The organism is Cupriavidus sp. CPT47-8839-RL05A (assembly GCF_058792255.1).
Genome location: NZ_JBYTEG010000018.1, coordinates 47100 through 64858 on the forward strand (window position 1 = coordinate 47100; position 17759 = coordinate 64858).

Here is a 17759-nt window from a genome sequence, read left to right on the forward strand (position 1 = left end):
TGTAAGTGAGCGCCGCCGATTTCCGAAGGCTTCAGCCGGCGGCCGGGGTGCCGGTGTCGCGCTCGCCCGACGCCGCGCCGGCATCGTCGTCGCCCGCTTCGGCCGGGGCTTCGTCCGAGACCCCGGCGGCCTGCTCGGCCGCTTCCTCGGCGGCTGCATCGGCAGCGGCTTCGGCGGACAGCTCTGCGGCTTCCTCGTCGCTTTCCAGCTCTTCCTCGGGCACTTCGCCTTCACCGGCGAAGATCTCCAGCACCCGGCACGACACTTCCAGCGTGATCTCGTCGGTCTCGCCGATCTCCAGCAGCACCTGCGTGCCGCGCTGCGCCTGCACCAGTTCGGGCACGCGCGTGACCAGCGGGATCTCGGTAAAGCGCACCGCGCCTTCCTTGAGCACCGAGGCCACCATGCGCTCGCGCTTTTCCTGCTTGAGCCAGCGCAGGCACCAGTAGCGCTCCATGGTCGACTGGTGGTCGGCGTAGGCGGCGTAAGTGCCTTCGAAGTCCGCCACCGCGGCCAGCAGGTCGGCGTCCTTGGGCTTGAACGGCGCCACCAGCTTGGCGGTCACCCCGTGCTGGGCCACCGCCAGGATCTGCCACTGGTTGACCAGGTCGACATAGCGGCGCAGCGGCGAGGTGCTCCAAGCGTACTGCGCCACGCCCAGGCCCTCGTGCGGTGCCGGGTAGGTCTGCATGCGGGTGCGGTGCATGCCCCACGCCTTCTGCGTGCGGTAGATGCCCGGCACGCCGTTGTCGGCCAGCAGCTTGCCCCAGGTGCTGTTGGCCAGGATCATCAGCTCGGCAACGATCTTGTCCAGCGGCGAGCCGCGCTTGCGCTGTTCGATGCGCACGCGCTGGCTGCCGTCGGCCTGGTCGTCCAGGTAGAAATTGAAGTCGGCGCGGTTGTGGGTCTCGGGGCGCAGGCCGCTGGCCAGGCGCGCCTTCTGGCGCTCGTCGTACAGGTAGCCGGCAAAGTGCCACAGCTGCGTCAGCGCGTCGCGGAACGGGTAGTCGCCGGTGCCCGCGGCAAGCGCAGCCTCGGTGATGACATCGTCGAGCAGGTTGTGGCGCAGGTTGGCGGCGATCGGCACCATCTCGGCGCGGGTCTCGCTGCCGGTGATCAGCCACACGGTCGGGTCCACCGTCACATACAGCGACAGCGCCGGGCACGTGCGCCCTTCCTGCAGCGTGTAGCGCTCCACCACGGCGTCGGGCAGCATGGTGATCTTGTCGCCCGGGAAATAGACCGTGGACAGCCGCTGGCGCGCGACTGCATCGAGCGGTTCGCTGCGGCGGATGCCCAGCGCGGGCGCGGCGATATGGATGCCGATGCGCAGCTTGCCGTCGGGCAGCCTGGTCACGGACAGCGCATCGTCGATCTCGGTGGTGGTGACGTCGTCGATCGAGAATGCCTCCACGTCGGCCACCGGCAGGTCGGCGGGCGGCTCGGGCACGTCGGTTTCCGGAAAGCCCGTTCCCTTCGGGAAGCACTCGGCCAGGAACTTGGCCTCATGCAGCGCGCGCGCACTGGCGACGCCGCCGGCGGCCACCATCAGCCGCATCGGGGTCATTCCCAGCGCGGTGCAGGCGGCGTCCATGGCCTTGTATTCCAGGCTGTTCTTGTCCGGCTTGAACAGCAGTTGCAGCACCTTGTTGCGGAACGTCTCCGGCAGCGTCAGCGCCTTGAGCTGCTCTTCGTACTCGGCCTGCACCAGCGCCTGCTGGCGCTTGCGCTCGAGCGCGGCCAGCGCCGCCTTGAGCTGGTCTTCGGGCGCGCGCTGGTAGCGGCCGCGCCCCTTGCGGCGGAAGTACACCGGGTTGCCGTGCAGCGCCATCGCCAGCGCCGCCTGCTGCACCGGGCCGGGCTCGGCGCCGTAGTATTCGGCGGCCAGCTCGGCGAAGCCGAATTCAGCCTCGGGCGCGCATTCCCACAGGAAGTCCAGGTCGATCTCGGCCATCATGTCGCCGGTCTGGCGCACCAGCTCGATTGCCGACGGCTGCGCGAACTGCAGCAGCACGTCGCGCGACTTGACCTTGGTACGCTTGCCGGCTGGCAGCTCCACCTGGTAAGCCTCGCCCTGCTGGTTCAGCACGGTGCCGGCGCGGATTTCGCCGCCTTCTTCGAACAGCAACTGCATCGATCGGTACTTTCAGAAATGCGCGGAACCGCGTCTGGCCGCCAAGAGGCAGCGCCGGGGCGGGTCCTGTGGGAGAAATGGTGCAACCGGGCGCAAATGCGTGCGAACGGAAGCGAGTGCGGCGCGCGGGGTGCAAATCGCTGGCCGCGGGCCACGCCGTATCGATACGGCCTGAGACCTGGAATGATACCGCACCCCGCTCCGGCGCCTGCGGGGGCCGGCGCCCCGGCGGGGTGCGTGCACCCACGCAGTTCAGAGCGACATGCCGCCGCTGGCCTCGATCGCCACGCCGTTGACGTAGCTGGCGTCGTCGCTGGCCAGGAAGGCGTAGATGCTGGCGATCTCGGCCGGCTCGGCCAGGCGGCGCAGCCAGCACGACGATTTCATGCCGTCCAGCACCTTTTCCGGCACGGTCTGCAGGATCTCGGTATTGACGAAGCCCGGGCACACCGCGTTCACGCGCACGCCCTTGGGGCCCAGCTCGCGCGCCCAGGTCTTGGTGAAGCCGATCACGCCGAACTTGCTGGCGGCGTAGTTGGTCTGGCCGAAGTTGCCGTACAGGCCGACCACGCTGGAAGCGTTCAGGATCACGCCCTTGCCCTGCTCGCTCATCAGGCCGGCCACGGCCTGCGCGCAGTTGAACACGCCCTTCAGGTTGACGTCGATGACGGCATCGAACTGGGCCTCGGTCATCTTGGCCAGGCGTGCATCCTTGGTGATACCGGCGTTATTGACGAGGATGTCGACGCGTTCGTGCGCGGCCAGCACGGCGGCCACCATGGCATCGACTTCGTCGCGCCGGGTCACGTCGACGCGGTAGGCCGACACGGTGGCGCCGGTGGCGGCCAGCTTGTCGGCGGCCTCGCGCACGCGCTCTTCCTGCACGTCGCACAGGACGACAATGGCGCCGTCGGCGGCAAAGCGCTGCGCGGTGGCAAACCCGATGCCGGCGGCGGCACCGGTGATGATGGCAACCCGACCCTGCAGTTTCATCTCGTGGTCTCTTTCTTGGTTTCGGTAGTGTGTGTAGAGGGGCTTCGGTCTGTCGTCCGCAAATACCTGGGATGCGGAATCGCCTCGGTCCCCGGGGATGGCCGCGACAGCAGGTCCGGCAGGAACACTTCTGTCACGAGCATGACGCCGTCGCCGCGCCGGAACACCGAGCGCCGCGCCGGCAGCATGGGCAGTGGCGCCATGGCCGGCAGCACTCGCTGCAAGGCCTGGCGCAGCGGATGGTGCGGCAGCAGCCGCGCAAACTGGAACGGCTCGCGCGCCACCGCCGGGTCGACAAACAGCCGGCCGCCCAGCGGGCGCTCGCCCAGCCCGCGCAGGAACGGCCAGTCGCGGCGCGCATGGCGCTGGCGCACCACAGTATGGGCAAATATGGCGGGAATATCGTCGCAGATCAGCAGCACCTCGCGCGTCAGCGCGGGGGTGCGGTCGTGCTGGCCCAGCACCTGCCATTCATCGGCGAGCGGGCGCTGCGGGCGCTGCAGCAGGCGCGCCACGCGAAAGCGCTCCGATGCTGCCACCAGGCGCGCGGTCAGCGAGCCGTCGTCACCGGTCACCCAGCGCCGCAGGTTGGGCGTGATGGCTGCATCAAAGGCCAGGTGCGGGCTCCAGCTGCAGCGGCGCGCGGACTGCGCGCTCATGCCGGGCCTGCGCCTGCCGGCACCTTGCCGCCGGGGCCATAGCCGCAGAAGGCGAGCACATCGTCGACGTAGTCGGCAAATTCGCTGATGCCGTGGTCGCTGCCCTCGATCACGCGGATGTTTGCGCCCGGGCAGGCCGCGACCATCTCACGGTAGTCCAGCACTTCATCGCCGGTGGCGGCGAGCAGGTAATAGCGTCCGGGATCGGTGATGGTGTCCACGCGCAGGTCCAGCAGTTCCTGCAGATGGCGGCGCTCGACCGTGACCGAGCCGCCGCCGTGCCACAGCGGCTGCTCGCCCAGGTACGCTTCCAGGTCGGTCCAGGGATGGATGGCCGGATTGAGCAGCACGGTCCTGCAGCCATGGCGCTCGCCCAGCCAGCGGGCATAGAAGCCACCCAGCGACGAGCCGACGATGGCGATCTCCTGGTCGCCGCCGGCCTGCGCGGCGCGGATCGCGGCCTGCGCCTGGGCAATGGCCATTTCGGGCGAGACATTGAGCGTGGGGCAGGCGTAGTAGCGGCCCACGCCCCACTCGCGCATGCGCTCCTGCACCAGCCGGGCCTTGAACGACTGGGGCGAGGAGCGGAATCCGTGCAGGTACAGCAGCATGGTGGTCCTTCCCGCCGGTCAGCTTGCGGCGCCCTGGCCCAGGGCGTCCAGCAGCTTCTGGTGCACGCCGCCGAAGCCGCCGTTGCTCATCACCAGCACGTGGTCGCCCGGCTGCGCCGCGGCACGCACGGCCTGCACCAGCGTGCCCAGGTCCTGGAAGGCGGCGGCCTTGTCGCCCAGCGGCGCCAGCGATCCGGCCAGGTCCCAGCCCAGCGCGTCCTTGCCGGCCGGGGCGCCGTAGCCGAACACCAGGTCGGCCTGCTCCAGGCTGGCCGGCAGTTGCGCCTTCATCACGCCCAGCTTCATGGTGTTGGAGCGCGGCTCCAGCACCGCCAGGATGCGGGCATCGCCGACGCGGCGGCGCAGCCCGTCCAGCGTGGTCTGGATCGCGGTCGGATGGTGGGCGAAGTCGTCATAGACGGTCACGCCGCCCGCCACGCCGCGCACTTCCATGCGGCGCTTGACGTTGGCAAAGCGGGACAGCGATTCGATCGCCTGCGCGGCCGGCACGCCCACATGGCGCGCGGCGGCGATCGCGGCCAGCGCATTCATGCGGTTATGGGTGCCCTGCAAGTCCCACACCACGGTACCCTGGACGGTATCGCCAAACCAGACGTCGAAGGCGTCCTTGCCGGGCGCCGCTGTGGCGGCAGCATCGCTCTCGCGCCAGTCGCCCACGCCAAACTGCTCGACCTCGCTCCAGCAGCCGCGCTCCAGCACGCGTGCCAGGCTTTCCTCCAGGCCGTTGACGACAACCCGGCCCTGGCCGGGCACGGTGCGCACCAGGTGGTGGAACTGGGTCTCGATCGCCGCCAGATCCGGGAAGATGTCGGCGTGATCGTATTCCAGGTTGTTCAGGATCGCAGTGCGCGGGCGATAGTGGACAAACTTGCTGCGCTTGTCGAAGAAGGCGGTGTCGTACTCGTCGGCCTCGATCACGAAAAAGTCCGATTCGCTCACGCGCGCCGAGATGCCGAAGTTCTGCGGCACCCCGCCCACCAGGAAGCCGGGGTTGTAGCCGGCATCCTCCAGGATCCAGGCCAGCATCGACGTGGTGGTGGTCTTGCCGTGCGTGCCGGCCACCGCCAGCACCCACTTGCGCGCCAGCACGTGCTCGCCCAGCCATTGCGGACCCGACACATAGGGCAGGTTGCGGTCGAGGATGGCCTCCATCAGCGCATTGCCGCGCGAGACCACGTTGCCGATCACGAACAGGTCCGGCTCCAGCGACAGTTGCGCGGGGTCGAAGCCTTCGATCAGCTCGATCCCCTGGGCCTCGAGCTGGGTGCTCATCGGCGGGTAGACATTGGCATCGCAGCCGGTGACGCGGTGGCCGGCCTCTTTGGCCAGCACCGCCAGGCCGCCCATGAAGGTGCCGCAGATGCCAAGGATATGAATATGCATGGGTTCCCGGAAAGACTTGAAGCCCGCAGGCGTGGGGATTCGGCACCCGGCGTGGCGCGGCGGCATGGCGGCTGTTTCAGGCCGAGTCTTGCGGTGCGGTGGCCGGGCAGGAAGCCTCCGATTGTACCCGAGCGCCCGCGGCCTTCGCTGCACTGCGGCAGCGCGCGCACCGGTTGCGCGGGAGCGTCCGGTATCATGGGGCATGACCCGACGCACCACCCCCGACCCCACCCGCCTGCGCGAGGAAATCGCCCAGGCTGCCGCCCGGATGATCGCCGAGGACGGTGCCGACTACGCCACCGCCAAGCGCAAGGCCGCCCGCCAGGTGCTGGGCGAGCAGCGCGTGCCCGGCGAATGGCTGCCCGACAACGAACAGGTCGAAGCCGAAGTGCGCGCCTACCAGGCGCTGTTCCACGCCGACAGCCAGCCCCGCGTGCTGGCGCTGCTGCGCCGGCTGGCGGTGCTGGCCATGGAAGACCTGGCGCCGTTCCGGCCTTACCTGGTCGGCGCCGTGCTCAACGGCACCGCCACCGAGCACTCCGATATCTATCTGCAGTGCTTCTGCGACAGCGCCAAGGACGCGGCACTGCACCTGATCAACGCCGGCGTGGACTTCGAGACCAGCGAGAGCCGGCATTTCGGCGGCCGCGGCGAGGTCGAGACCCTCAGCTTCCTGTGGAAGGGCCAGTGGCCCGACCGCCGCGAGGCCCGGCTGCTCGCCGGCGAGGTGCGCGCGGAACTGGGTGCCCCAGTCGGCATTCATATTGCACTGTATGATGCCGTCGACGAACGCGGCGCCGTGCGTGCCGACGCCTCGGGCCGCCCGGCCCGCGCCGACGTGCAGGCGGTACGGGCGCTGATGGACGCGCCCGGCGATGCCGACCCGGCCTGATGCCTGCCCCCACTTCACTGGTCCAAGCCATCCCCATGACTGAAACCGTTTCCTCGCCCGCCCGCCGCTCCCGCCTCTGGCTTTGGATCGCCGTGGCCGTGGTCGCCTGCGCCGCCGGCGCACTGGCCGGCCATTTCGTGTTCTCGCCCAAGCCCGCCAGCGACCAGGCGGTGGAAACCTTCTTCCAGACACGCCTGCCCGACGCCGCCGGCGCCGACCTGGACCTGGGCAAGCTGCGCGGCAAGACCGTGGTGATCAACTTCTGGGCGCCCTGGTGCGGGCCGTGTGTCGAGGAAATGCCGGAGCTGACCGCGCTGCATGAGGAATACAAGAATCGCCAGGTGGAGTTTGTCGGCATCGGCATCGATTCAGCCGCCAATATCCAGCAGTTCACCACCAAGGTCCCGGTGGCCTACCCGCTCGCCGTGGCCGGTTTTGCCGGCACCGAGCTGTCGCGCAACTTCGGCAACAGCGCCGGCGGCCTGCCCTACACGGTGGTGATCAACCCGGACGGATCGGTCAAGTACCGCAAGATGGGACGGGTGACGGCCGAGGAACTGCGGGCCGTGCTGCCACGAGCCTGAGCGTATTCTTCCGCCAAATTCGCTGAATTTCGTTTTTCTTCAGCGATTTGTTTCGCCGGGGCGCCAAAACGGCCAGAAAGTGCTTAAAGGGCCGCCAAAGCGCCGCGCAAGGTCGTCAAGCCTTGTATCGCGCGCTAGACAAATCCCTCTAAGCTACGGTAATCTCCGCGCAATTTCGTTGATCTGGTCGAGCCGCCGTGACTGCAACCCGCTCTATCCGTCGCTCAGCCCGCTACCGCAAGGTGCTGGTCCTGCATGGGCCAAACCTGAACCTGCTGGGCACGCGCGAGCCGGAAACCTACGGGCACACGACGCTTGCCGATATCGACGCGGCCCTGGCCGAACGCGCGGCAAAAGCCGGCATTTCGCTGGATACGTTCCAGTCCAACCATGAGGGGGCACTGGTCGACCGCATCCACGCCGCACGCGCGGAAGGGGTCGAGTTCATCATCATCAACCCGGCTGCCTACACGCATACCAGCGTGGCACTGCGCGATGCCCTGGCCGGCGTGGCGATCCCGTTCGTCGAGGTGCACCTGTCCAACGTGCACCGGCGCGAAAGCTTTCGCCACCACTCCTATTTCTCCGAGGTGGCGGTCGGAGTGATCTGCGGGCTTGGCTGGCAGGGTTACCTGCTGGCGCTGGACTATGTGCTGGGCCAGGAGCAGCCGCCACCCGAGAGTTCGGGGAGCTGAACTCCCAAGATTTTTTCGACAACCTGCGCGCGCCGCCCGGCGGCCTGCGCCCGTTGGCGTGCCTCGGCACGGCGGGCGTGGATTTCCGGTGGCCGGCAACACGATTCTTCCGCCGCGGCCCGTCCCGGGCAGCGGCCGGATAACCCGATTCAGGAGGATAAAAAGATGGACCTGCGCAAGCTGAAGACGCTTATCGACCTGGTGGCCGAATCCGGCATCTCCGAGCTGGAAGTCACCGAAGGCGACGGCAAGGTACGCATCGTCAAGCAACCGCCGCAAATCGTCGCGGCGCCGATGGCCATGCCGCAGATGCAGGCGCTGCCGCCCGCCGCGGCCGCCGCACCGGCGGCCGGTGCCGTGGCTCCGGCTGCAGAGCCCGCCGCCCAGCTGCCCGCCGGCCATGTGGTGACCTCGCCGATGGTGGGCACGTTCTACCGTGCGCCGTCGCCAGGCGCCGCGCCGTTCGTCAACGTCGGCGACTCGGTCAAGGAAGGCCAGACCGTCTGCATCATCGAAGCCATGAAGCTGCTCAACGAAATCGAGTGCGACAAGGCCGGTGTCATCAAGGAAATCCTGGTCGAGAACGGCCAGGCCGTCGAATACGGCCAGCCTCTGTTCGTGATCGGCTGATCCTGACCGGCATGCCACGCCGCACGCTGCCACCGGCCACGCAAGTGGCCCCCGCAGCAGCGCCCGCGCGGCAAGCCATGGCGTTGTTTGGCGCCAGGGACGTTGTGGGCTTCGCGGCCCGTTCCGTGCAGTTCCATGCAGTTCCGCGCAGTATGGCGGCCGCGGCGGCAACAGCCCCCGGGCCGTGCGCCCGGCGTGCCATTGCGGCGCGCAGCGGGACCGCTACTGTTCTCGCAGAGAGAGACCATGTTTGAAAAAATTCTGATCGCGAACCGCGGCGAAATCGCTCTTCGCATCCAGCGCGCCTGCCGCGAACTGGGCATCAAGACGGTCGTGGTGTACTCCGAGGCCGACAAAGAGGCCAAGTACGTACGCCTGGCAGACGAAGCCGTCTGCATCGGCCCGGCCCCGTCGCCGCTGTCGTACCTGAACATGCCGGCCATCATCTCGGCCGCCGAAGTGACCGACGCGCAGGCCATCCACCCCGGCTACGGCTTCCTGTCCGAGAACGCCGATTTTGCCGAGCGCGTGGAGAAATCCGGCTTCGTCTTTATCGGCCCGACCGCCGACAGCATCCGCCTGATGGGCGACAAGGTGTCGGCCAAGCAAGCCATGATCAAGGCCGGCGTGCCGTGCGTGCCCGGCTCAGACGGCGCCCTGCCCGACGACCCCAAGGAAATCCTGGCCACCGCGCGCCGCGTGGGCTACCCGGTGATCATCAAGGCCGCCGGCGGCGGCGGTGGCCGCGGCATGCGCGTGGTGCACACCGAAGCCGCGCTGATCAACGCCGTCAACATGACGCGTGAAGAAGCCGGCCGCGCCTTCGGCAATCCCGAGGTCTACATGGAGAAGTTCCTCGAGAACCCGCGCCATGTGGAAATCCAGATCCTCGCCGACCAGCACCGCCAGGCGATCTGGCTGGGCGAGCGCGACTGCTCGATGCAGCGCCGCCACCAGAAGGTGATCGAGGAAGCTCCCGCACCGCACATTCCGCGCCGCCTGATCGAGCGCATCGGCGACCGCTGCGCCGAGGCCTGCAAGAAGATGGGCTACCGTGGCGCCGGCACGTTCGAGTTCCTGTACGAGAACAACGAGTTCTACTTCATCGAGATGAACACGCGCGTGCAGGTCGAGCACCCGGTCACCGAGATGATCACCGGCATCGACATCGTGCAGGAGCAGATCCGCATCGCCTTCGGCGAGAAGCTGCGCTTGCGCCAGAAGGATGTGCAGTTCCGTGGCCACGCGATCGAATGCCGCGTGAACGCCGAGGATCCGTTCAAGTTCACGCCGTCGCCGGGCCGCATCACCGCCTGGCACATGCCCGGCGGCCCGGGTGTGCGGGTCGACTCGCACGCGTATGATGGTTACTTCGTCCCGCCCAACTACGATTCGATGATCGGCAAGATCATCACTTACGGCGCCACGCGCGAGCAGGCCATTGCCCGCATGCGCATCGCGCTGTCGGAAATGGTGGTGGACGGGATCCAGACCAACGTGCCGCTGCACCGCGAGCTGATGATGGATGCCAACTTCGTTGAAGGCGGCACCAGCATCCACTACCTCGAGCATCGCCTGGCGGAGCGCGCGAAGGCCTGACGCAACGTTACCCGCAATACACAAGCAGCAAGCAAGGAAGCCCGTGGCATTTCAGGAATGTGTGATCGAAGTGGCGCAGGACCAGGCCGAAGCCTGGTCCGATGCCCTGTTCGACCTCGGCGCGCTGTCGGTCTCGGTGGAAGACGCCGATGCCGACACGCCCGACGAGCAGCCGCTCTTTGGCGAGCCCGGGCTGGAACCGAAGCAACTCGCGTGGAACCGCTCGCGCGTGGTGGCGCTGTTCGGCGACGATGCCGATCCGGCCGTGGTGGTGGCGGCAGCCGCCAACCAGCTGGGCATCGACCCGGTGCCGGCCTACCAGCTGCGCGCGGTCGAGGACCAGGACTGGGTGCGGCTGACGCAATCCCAGTTCGAGCCGATCCGCATCGGCGAGCGCATCTGGGTGGTGCCGTCGTGGCACGACGCACCCGAGCCCGATGCCGTGGTGCTGGAGCTGGACCCCGGCCTGGCCTTCGGCACCGGCAGCCATCCCACCACGCGGCTGTGCATGCAGTGGCTGGAGCAGAACCTGAAGCCGGGCGAAACCGTGCTCGACTACGGCTGCGGCTCCGGCATCCTGGCCATCGTGGCGCGCAAGCTGGGCGCTGGCGATACCGTCGGCATCGACATCGATCCCAACGCGGTGGAAGCGTCGCGCTACAACGCCGAGCGCAACCGCGTGGAAGCCTCGTTCGCGCTGCCCGAATCGGTGTCCGAGGCCAGCTACGACCTGGTGGTCGCCAATATCCTGTCCAATCCGCTCAAGCTGATGGCCGCCATGCTGAGCGCGCGCGTGCGCGCCGGCGGACGGCTGGTGCTGTCCGGCGTGCTGGAGCGCCAGGCCGATGAAGTCGCCGCGGCCTACGCGCCCTGGCTGCCGCTGACGGTGTGGCGCAGCGAGGAAGGCTGGGTGTGCCTGCATGGCACCCGCGGCGCCCGACCCTGATTCACACCGATGGCCGCCGTCAAGCTAGTCACGCGCTGCCCGGCCTGCCGCACCGCCTTCCGGCTGGTCGCCGACCAGTTGCGCCTGCGCCAGGGGCTGGTGCGCTGCGGCCAGTGCGAAACGGTGTTCGACGCGCGCGAGCACCTGATCGAGATTCCGCTGCCGGCCGGCGCTGCATCATCGGCGTCGTCGGCGTCGTCGGCGCCGTCTGCGGCAGCTTCGCCGGCCGCCCCTCCCGCTCCCCCGGCGCCGCCCGCATCGGCGGAAGCCGCGCCTGCGCCGCAGCCTGCCTTCACCCCGACCATCGACCCCGGCTATGACGTGCCGGCGCTGGATGCGCCGACGATGCTGATGTCGTCGCCGGAGGACATGGCCATGCCGGCACCCACTGGCATGGAAGACGCCGAGATCGAACAGGCGCTGCGCGAAGCCAACGAAGCCGTCGCCCATCGCGATGCACGCGAGGCGGAACGCCAGGCTGCCGGCCCGGAGGCGGCCGAGCCCGCCCCCGTCACGGCACCGGAACCCGCCGAGGATGCGCCGGCACAGCGGGCACAAGCGGCGTCCGCGTCCGCCTGGCCGGCACTCGATCACGGCGCGCTCGATACCCCGGCCGCACCGGCCCCCTCCCCGGCCGCTGCGGCGGCACCGGCAGCACCGCAACCCGCTGATGCTGACGCCGGGCCCGCGCCGGTGACACCCGCGGCCAACATCCCCAGCGCAAGCGAGTTCCTGCGCGCGGCGTCAGCCGATGCCGGGTCCGAGCCGACCGCATGGCCGGATGAGGCATCGGCCCGCCGTGCCGCCTCGCCTGCCGCGCCCGCCTCACCCACCGTTGGCGACGACGGCAACGCCCCCGACACCGGACAGCCCTCCAGCGTCACCGGCGGCGCCGTCGCGCGCGAGCAGACCACGCGCCGCTGGGCACGCACCGAAGCACCGGCCGGCCCGGTCTTCGCCCCCGACTTCCTGCGCCACGCGCGTGAGCGCGAACGCGAACGGCAGCCCCGCAAGCCCGTGACGGTGCCCCGCTCCGCCTGGCGCGTGGCCGCCGTCGTGCTTGCCATCGCCGCGGCCGTGCAAGTGGTCTACCTGGCGCGCAGCCAGCTGGCCGGCCAGTTCCCGATGCTGCGCCCGGCACTCGAGGCCGCCTGCGCGCCGCTGGGCTGCGACGTGCCGCCGTGGCGCGACATCGATGCGCTGCGCATCGAGACCTCGCAGCTGCAGCGCCAGGATGAAGACGGCGACACCTACCTGCTGGCGGTCACGCTGCGCAACCTGGGCCGCGCCAGCACCGCCCTGCCCGCGATCGAGCTGGTGATGACCGACCTGCAGGACCAGCTGCTGCTGCGCCGCGTGCTGCAACCCGCGGAGTACCTGGAGCCGTCGCAAAAGGCCTTTGCCGCGCAGGGTCTTCGCGCGGGCATGGAGCTGCCGGTTCGGGTACGATTCCGGACGCAGCAGGCGCCAGCCAACTATCGCGTGCTGATTTTTTACCCCTGAATCCCTGGCCCGCCGCCGGACCGAATCCGAGTCCGGCGGCAGGCCGCGCCCCCCGCTCCGGACACGAACCGGAAATCCATCAGACAACAAGGAGTAGACATGAGCAACGTCACCCTCGGCGGCAACGCCATCGAAGTCGCAGGCAAGTTCCCGCAAGCCGGCGACAAGGCCCCCGCCTTCTCGCTGGTCGGCAAGGACCTGAAGGACGTCACGCTGGCCGACTTCGCCGGCAAGCGCAAGGTGCTGAACATCGTGCCGAGCCTGGATACCCCGGTGTGCCAGGCCTCCGCGCGCAAGTTCAATGAAGCCGCCAGCGGCCTCGCCAACACCGTGGTGCTGACGATCTCGGCCGACCTGCCGTTCGCCATGGGCCGCTTCTGCACCGCTGAAGGCCTGGCCAACGTGGTGCCGCTGTCGACCATGCGCGGCGCCGAGTTCAAGGGCAACTACGGCGTGGACATCAAGTCCGGCCCGCTGGCCGGCGTGACCGCACGTGCCGTGGTGGTGCTCGACGAGAACGACACCGTCAAGTACAGCCAGCTGGTGCCGGAAATCAAGACCGAGCCGGACTACGACGCCGCCCTGGCCGCGCTGAAGTAAATCAGCGGCACGCCCGGGAACCCGCGGGTTCCCGGACGGCAGCGGCCGCCCGCATCCCGGGGCGGCCGCTTTTTGTTTTCTGCCCGACCGATACTGCCCGCAAGGGCTCCGTTCCACCCAATCACCCCAACACCTGGAGAGAGCATGGCCAGCCTGATCTGCGGCTCCGTCGCCTACGACACCATCATGACGTTCGACGGACGCTTCCGTGAACACATCCTGCCGGACCAGATCCACATGCTGAACGTCTCGTTCCTGGTGCCCGGCATGCGCCGCGAGTTCGGCGGCTGCGCCGGCAACATCGCCTACACGCTGAAGATGCTGGGCGGCGATCCCGTGGTGATGGCCACCGTCGGCGCCGATGCCGAACCCTACCTGGACTACCTGCGCAAGCTGGAGATCGCCACCGGCCACATCCGCGTGCTGCCGGAGACCTTCACGGCGCAGGCCATGATCACCACCGACCTGGACAACAACCAGATCACCGCCTTCCACCCTGGCGCAATGAGCCAGTCGCAGCTGAACCACGTCAAGGATGCGCTCGGCGGCGCCAGCGCGCCGGGCCTGGGCATCGTCGCGCCCGACAGCCGCGAGGGCATGCTGCACCACGCGCGCCAGTTCGCCGAAGCCGGCGTGCCATTCATCTTTGACCTGGGTCAGGCGATGCCCCTGTTCAACGGGGAAGACCTGCGCGAGTTCGTTGAACTCGCCAGTTACGTGACAGTCAATGACTACGAGGCGCAGGTCCTGCTGTCCCGCACCGCATGGACCAGCGCCGAGGTTGCCGCCAAGGTTCGTGCCTTCATCGTCACGCACGGCGAGCGCGGCGCCAGCATCTTTGCCGATGGTCGCCAGTACGCGATTCCGGCGGTTGCGGCCGAGCGCATCGTGGACCCGACCGGGTGTGGCGACGCCTTCCGTGGCGGCCTGCTCTACGGCATTGAAAACGGATTAGACTGGGAAACGACTGGCCGCCTGGCATCGCTGATGGGTTCGGTCAAGATCGCGCAACAGGGTCCGCAGAATCACTGGTTGTCGCGCGAGGAAATCGGCAACCGGTTCCAGTCTGCATTCGGGTACCGCTACGCCTGACCTGCGGCCAGCGCGTGGCTTCTTCTCGGGAAACGACATGAACAACAAGCTACGTGGCGGTGCCGTTGCCGTCCTTGCCGTCACCGCCCTGGTTGCCGGCTGCGCTACGCAATCCAACTCCAGCAGCGTCTATGGCACCGGCCAGGCGCAGCGCGAACAGACCGTGCGCTACGGCGTGGTCGAAGGCATCCGCGAGGTCACCATCCAGGGTGGCCAGAGCGGCGCCGGCACGCTCGCGGGCGGTGCCATCGGCGGCATTGCCGCCGGCAGCACCATCGGCGGCGGCAACGGCGCGGTGGCGGCCGGGATCCTTGGCGCGGTGCTCGGCGGCATTGCCGGCAGCGCGGCCGAGAACAAGATCAACCAGCGCCGCGGGCTGGAAATCACCGTGCGCCTGGACAACGGCGAGATGCGCGCGATCACGCAGGAGGCCGACGAAGCCTTCCGCCCTGGCGAACGCGTGCGGCTGCTGTCCTCCGGCGGCGTGACCCGGGTCACGCACTGAGCCCTCGCGGCCCCGCAGGGCCGCGCCAGAGCGCAGCAAAGCGCGCCGCACCCGCAAGGGTCGCGGCGCTTTTTCTTTTCGGCTTTGCAATTCCGTAACATTGCGGCGGACCGCTCCGCGCGCGGGCGCGCGCCCATGAAAAAACCCGCCGGGCGGATGCCATCGGCGGGTCGGCAAGACCTGGTGTCTTGCGGACCGGATACGCAGTATCCGGTCATGCGGGCACGCGCTGCGTGCCGGTGCGGTTCCTTGCGGAACGTGTAAGGTCCACTCCGTGGCGGAGCAGCTTACGGACGGTTGCCCGTCGGGAACGGCCAGGCAGCAGCCGGGTTCAGCGCGGTCTTGGCAGCCGAAGCGGGAGCAACGGCAGGGGCCGCGGCAGGCTTGGCGGCAGCCTTCTTGGCAGCCGGCTTCTTGGCAGCCGGCTTCTTGGCAGCAGCCTTCTTGGCAGCCGGCTTCTTGGCGGCAGCCTTCTTGGCCGGTGCAGCCTTCTTGGCAGCAACCTTCTTCACTGCAGCCTTCTTGGCCGGAGCCTTCTTGGCGACAGCCTTCTTGGCCACGACCTTCTTGGCGGCTACCTTCTTCACTGCGGCCTTCTTGGCCGGGGCCTTCTTGGCTGCAACCTTCTTGGTCGCTACCTTCTTGGCGGCTACCTTCTTCACCGCGGCCTTCTTGGCCGGTGCCTTCTTGGCGGCGGCCTTCTTGGCCGGTGCCTTCTTGGCGGCGACCTTCTTCACAGCGGCCTTCTTGGCCGGTGCCTTCTTGGCGGCCGGTGCTGCCTTCTTGGCGGCTACCTTCTTCACAGCAGCCTTCTTGGCGGCCGGCTTGGCGGCCTTCTTAGCCGCCGGCTTTTTCTTTGCAGCAGTTGCCATGGATAACTCCTTCACTAGAGAGTGAATATCGAATGACCTAAGTTGGCGACCCGACCGACCCGAGGCGCATTACAGCAGCGCGGCCCCAGTCGAGCGAGCGATTCATCGGCGTGCGGCCCGACCACTGCTGCACGCTAATGAATTTGGTTGCAGGCGCACCGCCCCTGGCGGTGACTTGGCGGCCGGAGCGAGCCCGCAAGCGGGTCTCGGGCACGTGCCGCGCCCTGGAATATTCGATCAGCCCGCACCGCCCGTTGAGCCGGCGCACGGCCAGAAATGAGGAGATATCGGACAGCTGGCCTGCGGTGCGGGCTTGGCCTCGCGCACGGCAGGCGGCATTCATTCGGTGGTAGCGGGTCCAACCCGTTAATGGACCAAGGGAGACTGCACGCGTTTTAAGAAGCCGGTCCGGCCTGGTCTGCGTCAAAGTTCTCGTGCTCCTCAGCTACTACCTTCGTCACTGCATCGAAGCGCGCATCGCGCTCGTCGTTCCATCTTGCTTCCTGCTTCTCTGCAATGAAGTGAGACTCTTGTCAAGGCGAATCATAATTCGTTTGCACGATGATGTTAAGAAAAAAGTGCAAAAAAACTTGCCTGCATGTATCGCTCGAACTAGTTCTCACGCGCGGTGTCACGAAGACGTTGCCGATAGCATCGCAACGCGTCGCTCGCACGCTGGTGCGGATGTTCGTTTCGCACGCTCGCACACACAGTGCGACGCCCCATCGCACACACCGCGCATCGCAGCTTTTACACACCGCGACAAACCCCGACGACCAGCATCGCAACGCGCGCCTGACCACTGCGCAACGCCGCTGCGCGCGTCATCGCGTTTTCCGAAAAGCCGCATGGACAAAGGCTTTGCGGGCGATACACAGATGCGCGCGCGGCTGCCGTCGACTCACGCGGACGCGTTCCTGATCGCGCGCGCGCCGCGCTGCGCGATACCCGCCCTGCATGCTTTGCACAGTCGGCAGCGCACGCACGCGCCGCCATGCGAGCAAGCCGCGGCCATGCTCGCTTCGCGCTTCGCGCGGCACCGTCGCACACACCGTCCAAGAGTGATGCGTGCACGCAACGGTTTGCATCGACGCAACAGCGCGAAGGCATCGCGAGGTCATCAAAGCGTTGCGATCGAGCCAAGCCGCGACGCTCGCGAAGCATCGCGGCAACACTTCGGCAGACGCTTCGATCAAGCCATCGGCATGGGTGTTCGATCCGCGCGCTTGCCGAGCGATCCGGATCGCGCGCGCCGTGCCTCGCGTGTTCGCGCTCTCACCCTCACGACTCTCCGCACCACTCGCCTCGCCCTGCCGGCAGCGCGTCGTACGTCCGCTTAGAGGATTGCTTCAGCGCCCGCCCGCCGGCACCTTTTGCTGCATCACAATAACCCGCAAACGGCGGCTGCATGCGGTTTTCCGGGTAGCAGGCGATGGCGGCGGAAAGGCGAGCGCCGCGCCGCGCCGGATTGCGGCGCGCTCCCGGCGCCAGTAGATTGGCGTGGCTACGAACCTCAAAGGAGACATCATGCGCATCCATTCCCCCCTTGCTTCGACCCTGCGCGCCGCCGTGCTTGCCGCCACCCTGCTCGGCAGCGCCGCGGCGATGGCGCAGGCCACGCCCAGCGGCATGTGGAAGACCATCGACGACAACACCGGCAAGCCGCGCGGGCTGGTGGAGATCACCGAGAAGAACGGCGTCTTCAGCGGACGCCTGGTCAAGACCTTCGTCGAGAGCGATGGCAAGCCGCGCGTGTGCGACAAGTGCACCGACGCACGCAAGGACCAGCCCGTCATCGGCATGACCATCCTCTCTGGCCTGCGCAAGACCGGCGACAACGAGTGGAGCGGCGGCGAGATCCTGGATCCGGAGAACGGCAAGGTCTACAAGAGCAAGGTGTCGCTGGCCGAGGACGGCAACAAGCTCAACGTGCGCGGCTTCATCGGCATCAGCCTGATCGGCCGCACCCAGACCTGGGAACGCGACCACTGACCCTGCTGGCACGACGCGGGACTCAGGGTTTCTCCGGGGCATGCCGTT

General features: G+C 68.1%; 18 protein-coding genes. 11 read left to right on the forward strand and 7 right to left on the reverse strand.

Going from position 1 to position 17759, the window contains the following annotated elements; translation table 11 throughout:
* Positions 1–31 precede the first annotated feature (31 nt).
* The 5 genes from AC3WVS_RS21605 to mpl form a co-directional block, all read right to left on the reverse strand.
* The gene (locus tag AC3WVS_RS21605; RefSeq protein WP_492320295.1) at positions 32–2134 is read right to left on the reverse strand and encodes a ribonuclease catalytic domain-containing protein; all 2103 of its coding nucleotides are present in this window, start codon (positions 2132–2134) and stop codon (positions 32–34) included.
* Between the two features lie 252 nt (positions 2135–2386).
* Positions 2387–3127 (reverse strand): 3-oxoacyl-ACP reductase FabG, encoded by a 741-nt coding sequence (gene fabG / locus AC3WVS_RS21610; protein WP_492320296.1) that lies wholly within the window; start codon positions 3125–3127, stop codon positions 2387–2389.
* Positions 3124–3786 (reverse strand): chorismate--pyruvate lyase family protein, encoded by a 663-nt coding sequence (locus tag AC3WVS_RS21615; RefSeq protein WP_010813190.1) that lies wholly within the window; start codon positions 3784–3786, stop codon positions 3124–3126. Before AC3WVS_RS21615 ends, fabG begins: the two co-directional genes overlap by 4 nt.
* Positions 3783–4397, reverse strand: a complete 615-nt coding sequence (locus AC3WVS_RS21620; protein WP_492320297.1) for a YqiA/YcfP family alpha/beta fold hydrolase — start codon at positions 4395–4397, stop codon at positions 3783–3785. Before AC3WVS_RS21620 ends, AC3WVS_RS21615 begins: the two co-directional genes overlap by 4 nt.
* Positions 4398–4415: 18 nt before the next feature.
* The gene (mpl, locus tag AC3WVS_RS21625) at positions 4416–5801 is read right to left on the reverse strand and encodes a UDP-N-acetylmuramate:L-alanyl-gamma-D-glutamyl-meso-diaminopimelate ligase (protein ID WP_492320298.1); all 1386 of its coding nucleotides are present in this window, start codon (positions 5799–5801) and stop codon (positions 4416–4418) included.
* A 202-nt stretch (positions 5802–6003) separates the two neighbouring features.
* Here mpl and AC3WVS_RS21630 point away from each other — a divergent pair, with 202 nt between their 5' ends.
* The 10 genes from AC3WVS_RS21630 to AC3WVS_RS21675 all read left to right on the forward strand — a co-directional run bounded on the left by AC3WVS_RS21630 (position 6004) and on the right by AC3WVS_RS21675 (position 14847).
* Entirely contained in the window at positions 6004–6693 is a 690-nt protein-coding gene (locus AC3WVS_RS21630) for a UDP-N-acetylmuramate--alanine ligase (RefSeq protein ID WP_492320299.1), read from the forward strand.
* A 35-nt stretch (positions 6694–6728) separates the two neighbouring features.
* A complete protein-coding gene (locus AC3WVS_RS21635; RefSeq protein ID WP_492320300.1) occupies positions 6729–7277 on the forward strand; it encodes a TlpA family protein disulfide reductase in 549 nt (182 codons plus the stop codon).
* A 197-nt stretch (positions 7278–7474) separates the two neighbouring features.
* Positions 7475–7972 (forward strand): type II 3-dehydroquinate dehydratase, encoded by a 498-nt coding sequence (aroQ, locus tag AC3WVS_RS21640; RefSeq protein WP_492320301.1) that lies wholly within the window; start codon positions 7475–7477, stop codon positions 7970–7972.
* 165 nt (positions 7973–8137) lie between these two features.
* Positions 8138–8602, forward strand: a complete 465-nt coding sequence (gene accB, locus AC3WVS_RS21645) for an acetyl-CoA carboxylase biotin carboxyl carrier protein (protein WP_492320302.1) — start codon at positions 8138–8140, stop codon at positions 8600–8602.
* Between the two features lie 246 nt (positions 8603–8848).
* Complete coding sequence (accC, locus tag AC3WVS_RS21650; protein ID WP_010813183.1) at positions 8849–10201, forward strand: acetyl-CoA carboxylase biotin carboxylase subunit; 1353 nt, start codon at positions 8849–8851, stop codon at positions 10199–10201.
* A 43-nt stretch (positions 10202–10244) separates the two neighbouring features.
* Positions 10245–11147, forward strand: a complete 903-nt coding sequence (prmA, locus tag AC3WVS_RS21655; protein ID WP_492320303.1) for a 50S ribosomal protein L11 methyltransferase — start codon at positions 10245–10247, stop codon at positions 11145–11147.
* Positions 11148–11156: 9 nt separating this feature from the next.
* A complete protein-coding gene (locus AC3WVS_RS21660; RefSeq protein WP_492320304.1) occupies positions 11157–12650 on the forward strand; it encodes a DUF3426 domain-containing protein in 1494 nt (497 codons plus the stop codon).
* 99 nt (positions 12651–12749) lie between these two features.
* Positions 12750–13250 (forward strand): thiol peroxidase, encoded by a 501-nt coding sequence (gene tpx, locus AC3WVS_RS21665; RefSeq protein WP_010813180.1) that lies wholly within the window; start codon positions 12750–12752, stop codon positions 13248–13250.
* A 144-nt stretch (positions 13251–13394) separates the two neighbouring features.
* Positions 13395–14342, forward strand: a complete 948-nt coding sequence (locus AC3WVS_RS21670; RefSeq protein WP_035817163.1) for a carbohydrate kinase family protein — start codon at positions 13395–13397, stop codon at positions 14340–14342.
* 37 nt (positions 14343–14379) lie between these two features.
* Positions 14380–14847 carry an outer membrane lipoprotein gene (locus tag AC3WVS_RS21675; protein ID WP_492320305.1) on the forward strand — a complete coding sequence of 156 codons (468 nt, stop codon included), beginning with the start codon at positions 14380–14382 and terminating at the stop codon, positions 14845–14847.
* Positions 14848–15134: 287 nt separating this feature from the next.
* On the opposite strand, the gene AC3WVS_RS21680 is transcribed toward AC3WVS_RS21675, so the two are convergent.
* Together AC3WVS_RS21680 and AC3WVS_RS21685 are read right to left on the reverse strand one after the other, a co-directional pair.
* Complete coding sequence (locus tag AC3WVS_RS21680; RefSeq protein WP_492320306.1) at positions 15135–15719, reverse strand: histone H1-like DNA-binding protein; 585 nt, start codon at positions 15717–15719, stop codon at positions 15135–15137.
* Between the two features lie 1281 nt (positions 15720–17000).
* Positions 17001–17258 (reverse strand): hypothetical protein, encoded by a 258-nt coding sequence (locus tag AC3WVS_RS21685; RefSeq protein WP_492320307.1) that lies wholly within the window; start codon positions 17256–17258, stop codon positions 17001–17003.
* On the opposite strand from AC3WVS_RS21685, the gene AC3WVS_RS21690 reads away from it, so the two are divergent.
* Entirely contained in the window at positions 17247–17711 is a 465-nt protein-coding gene (locus AC3WVS_RS21690) for a DUF2147 domain-containing protein (protein ID WP_492320308.1), read from the forward strand. The genes AC3WVS_RS21685 and AC3WVS_RS21690 overlap by 12 nt on opposite strands.
* Positions 17712–17759 lie beyond the last annotated feature (48 nt).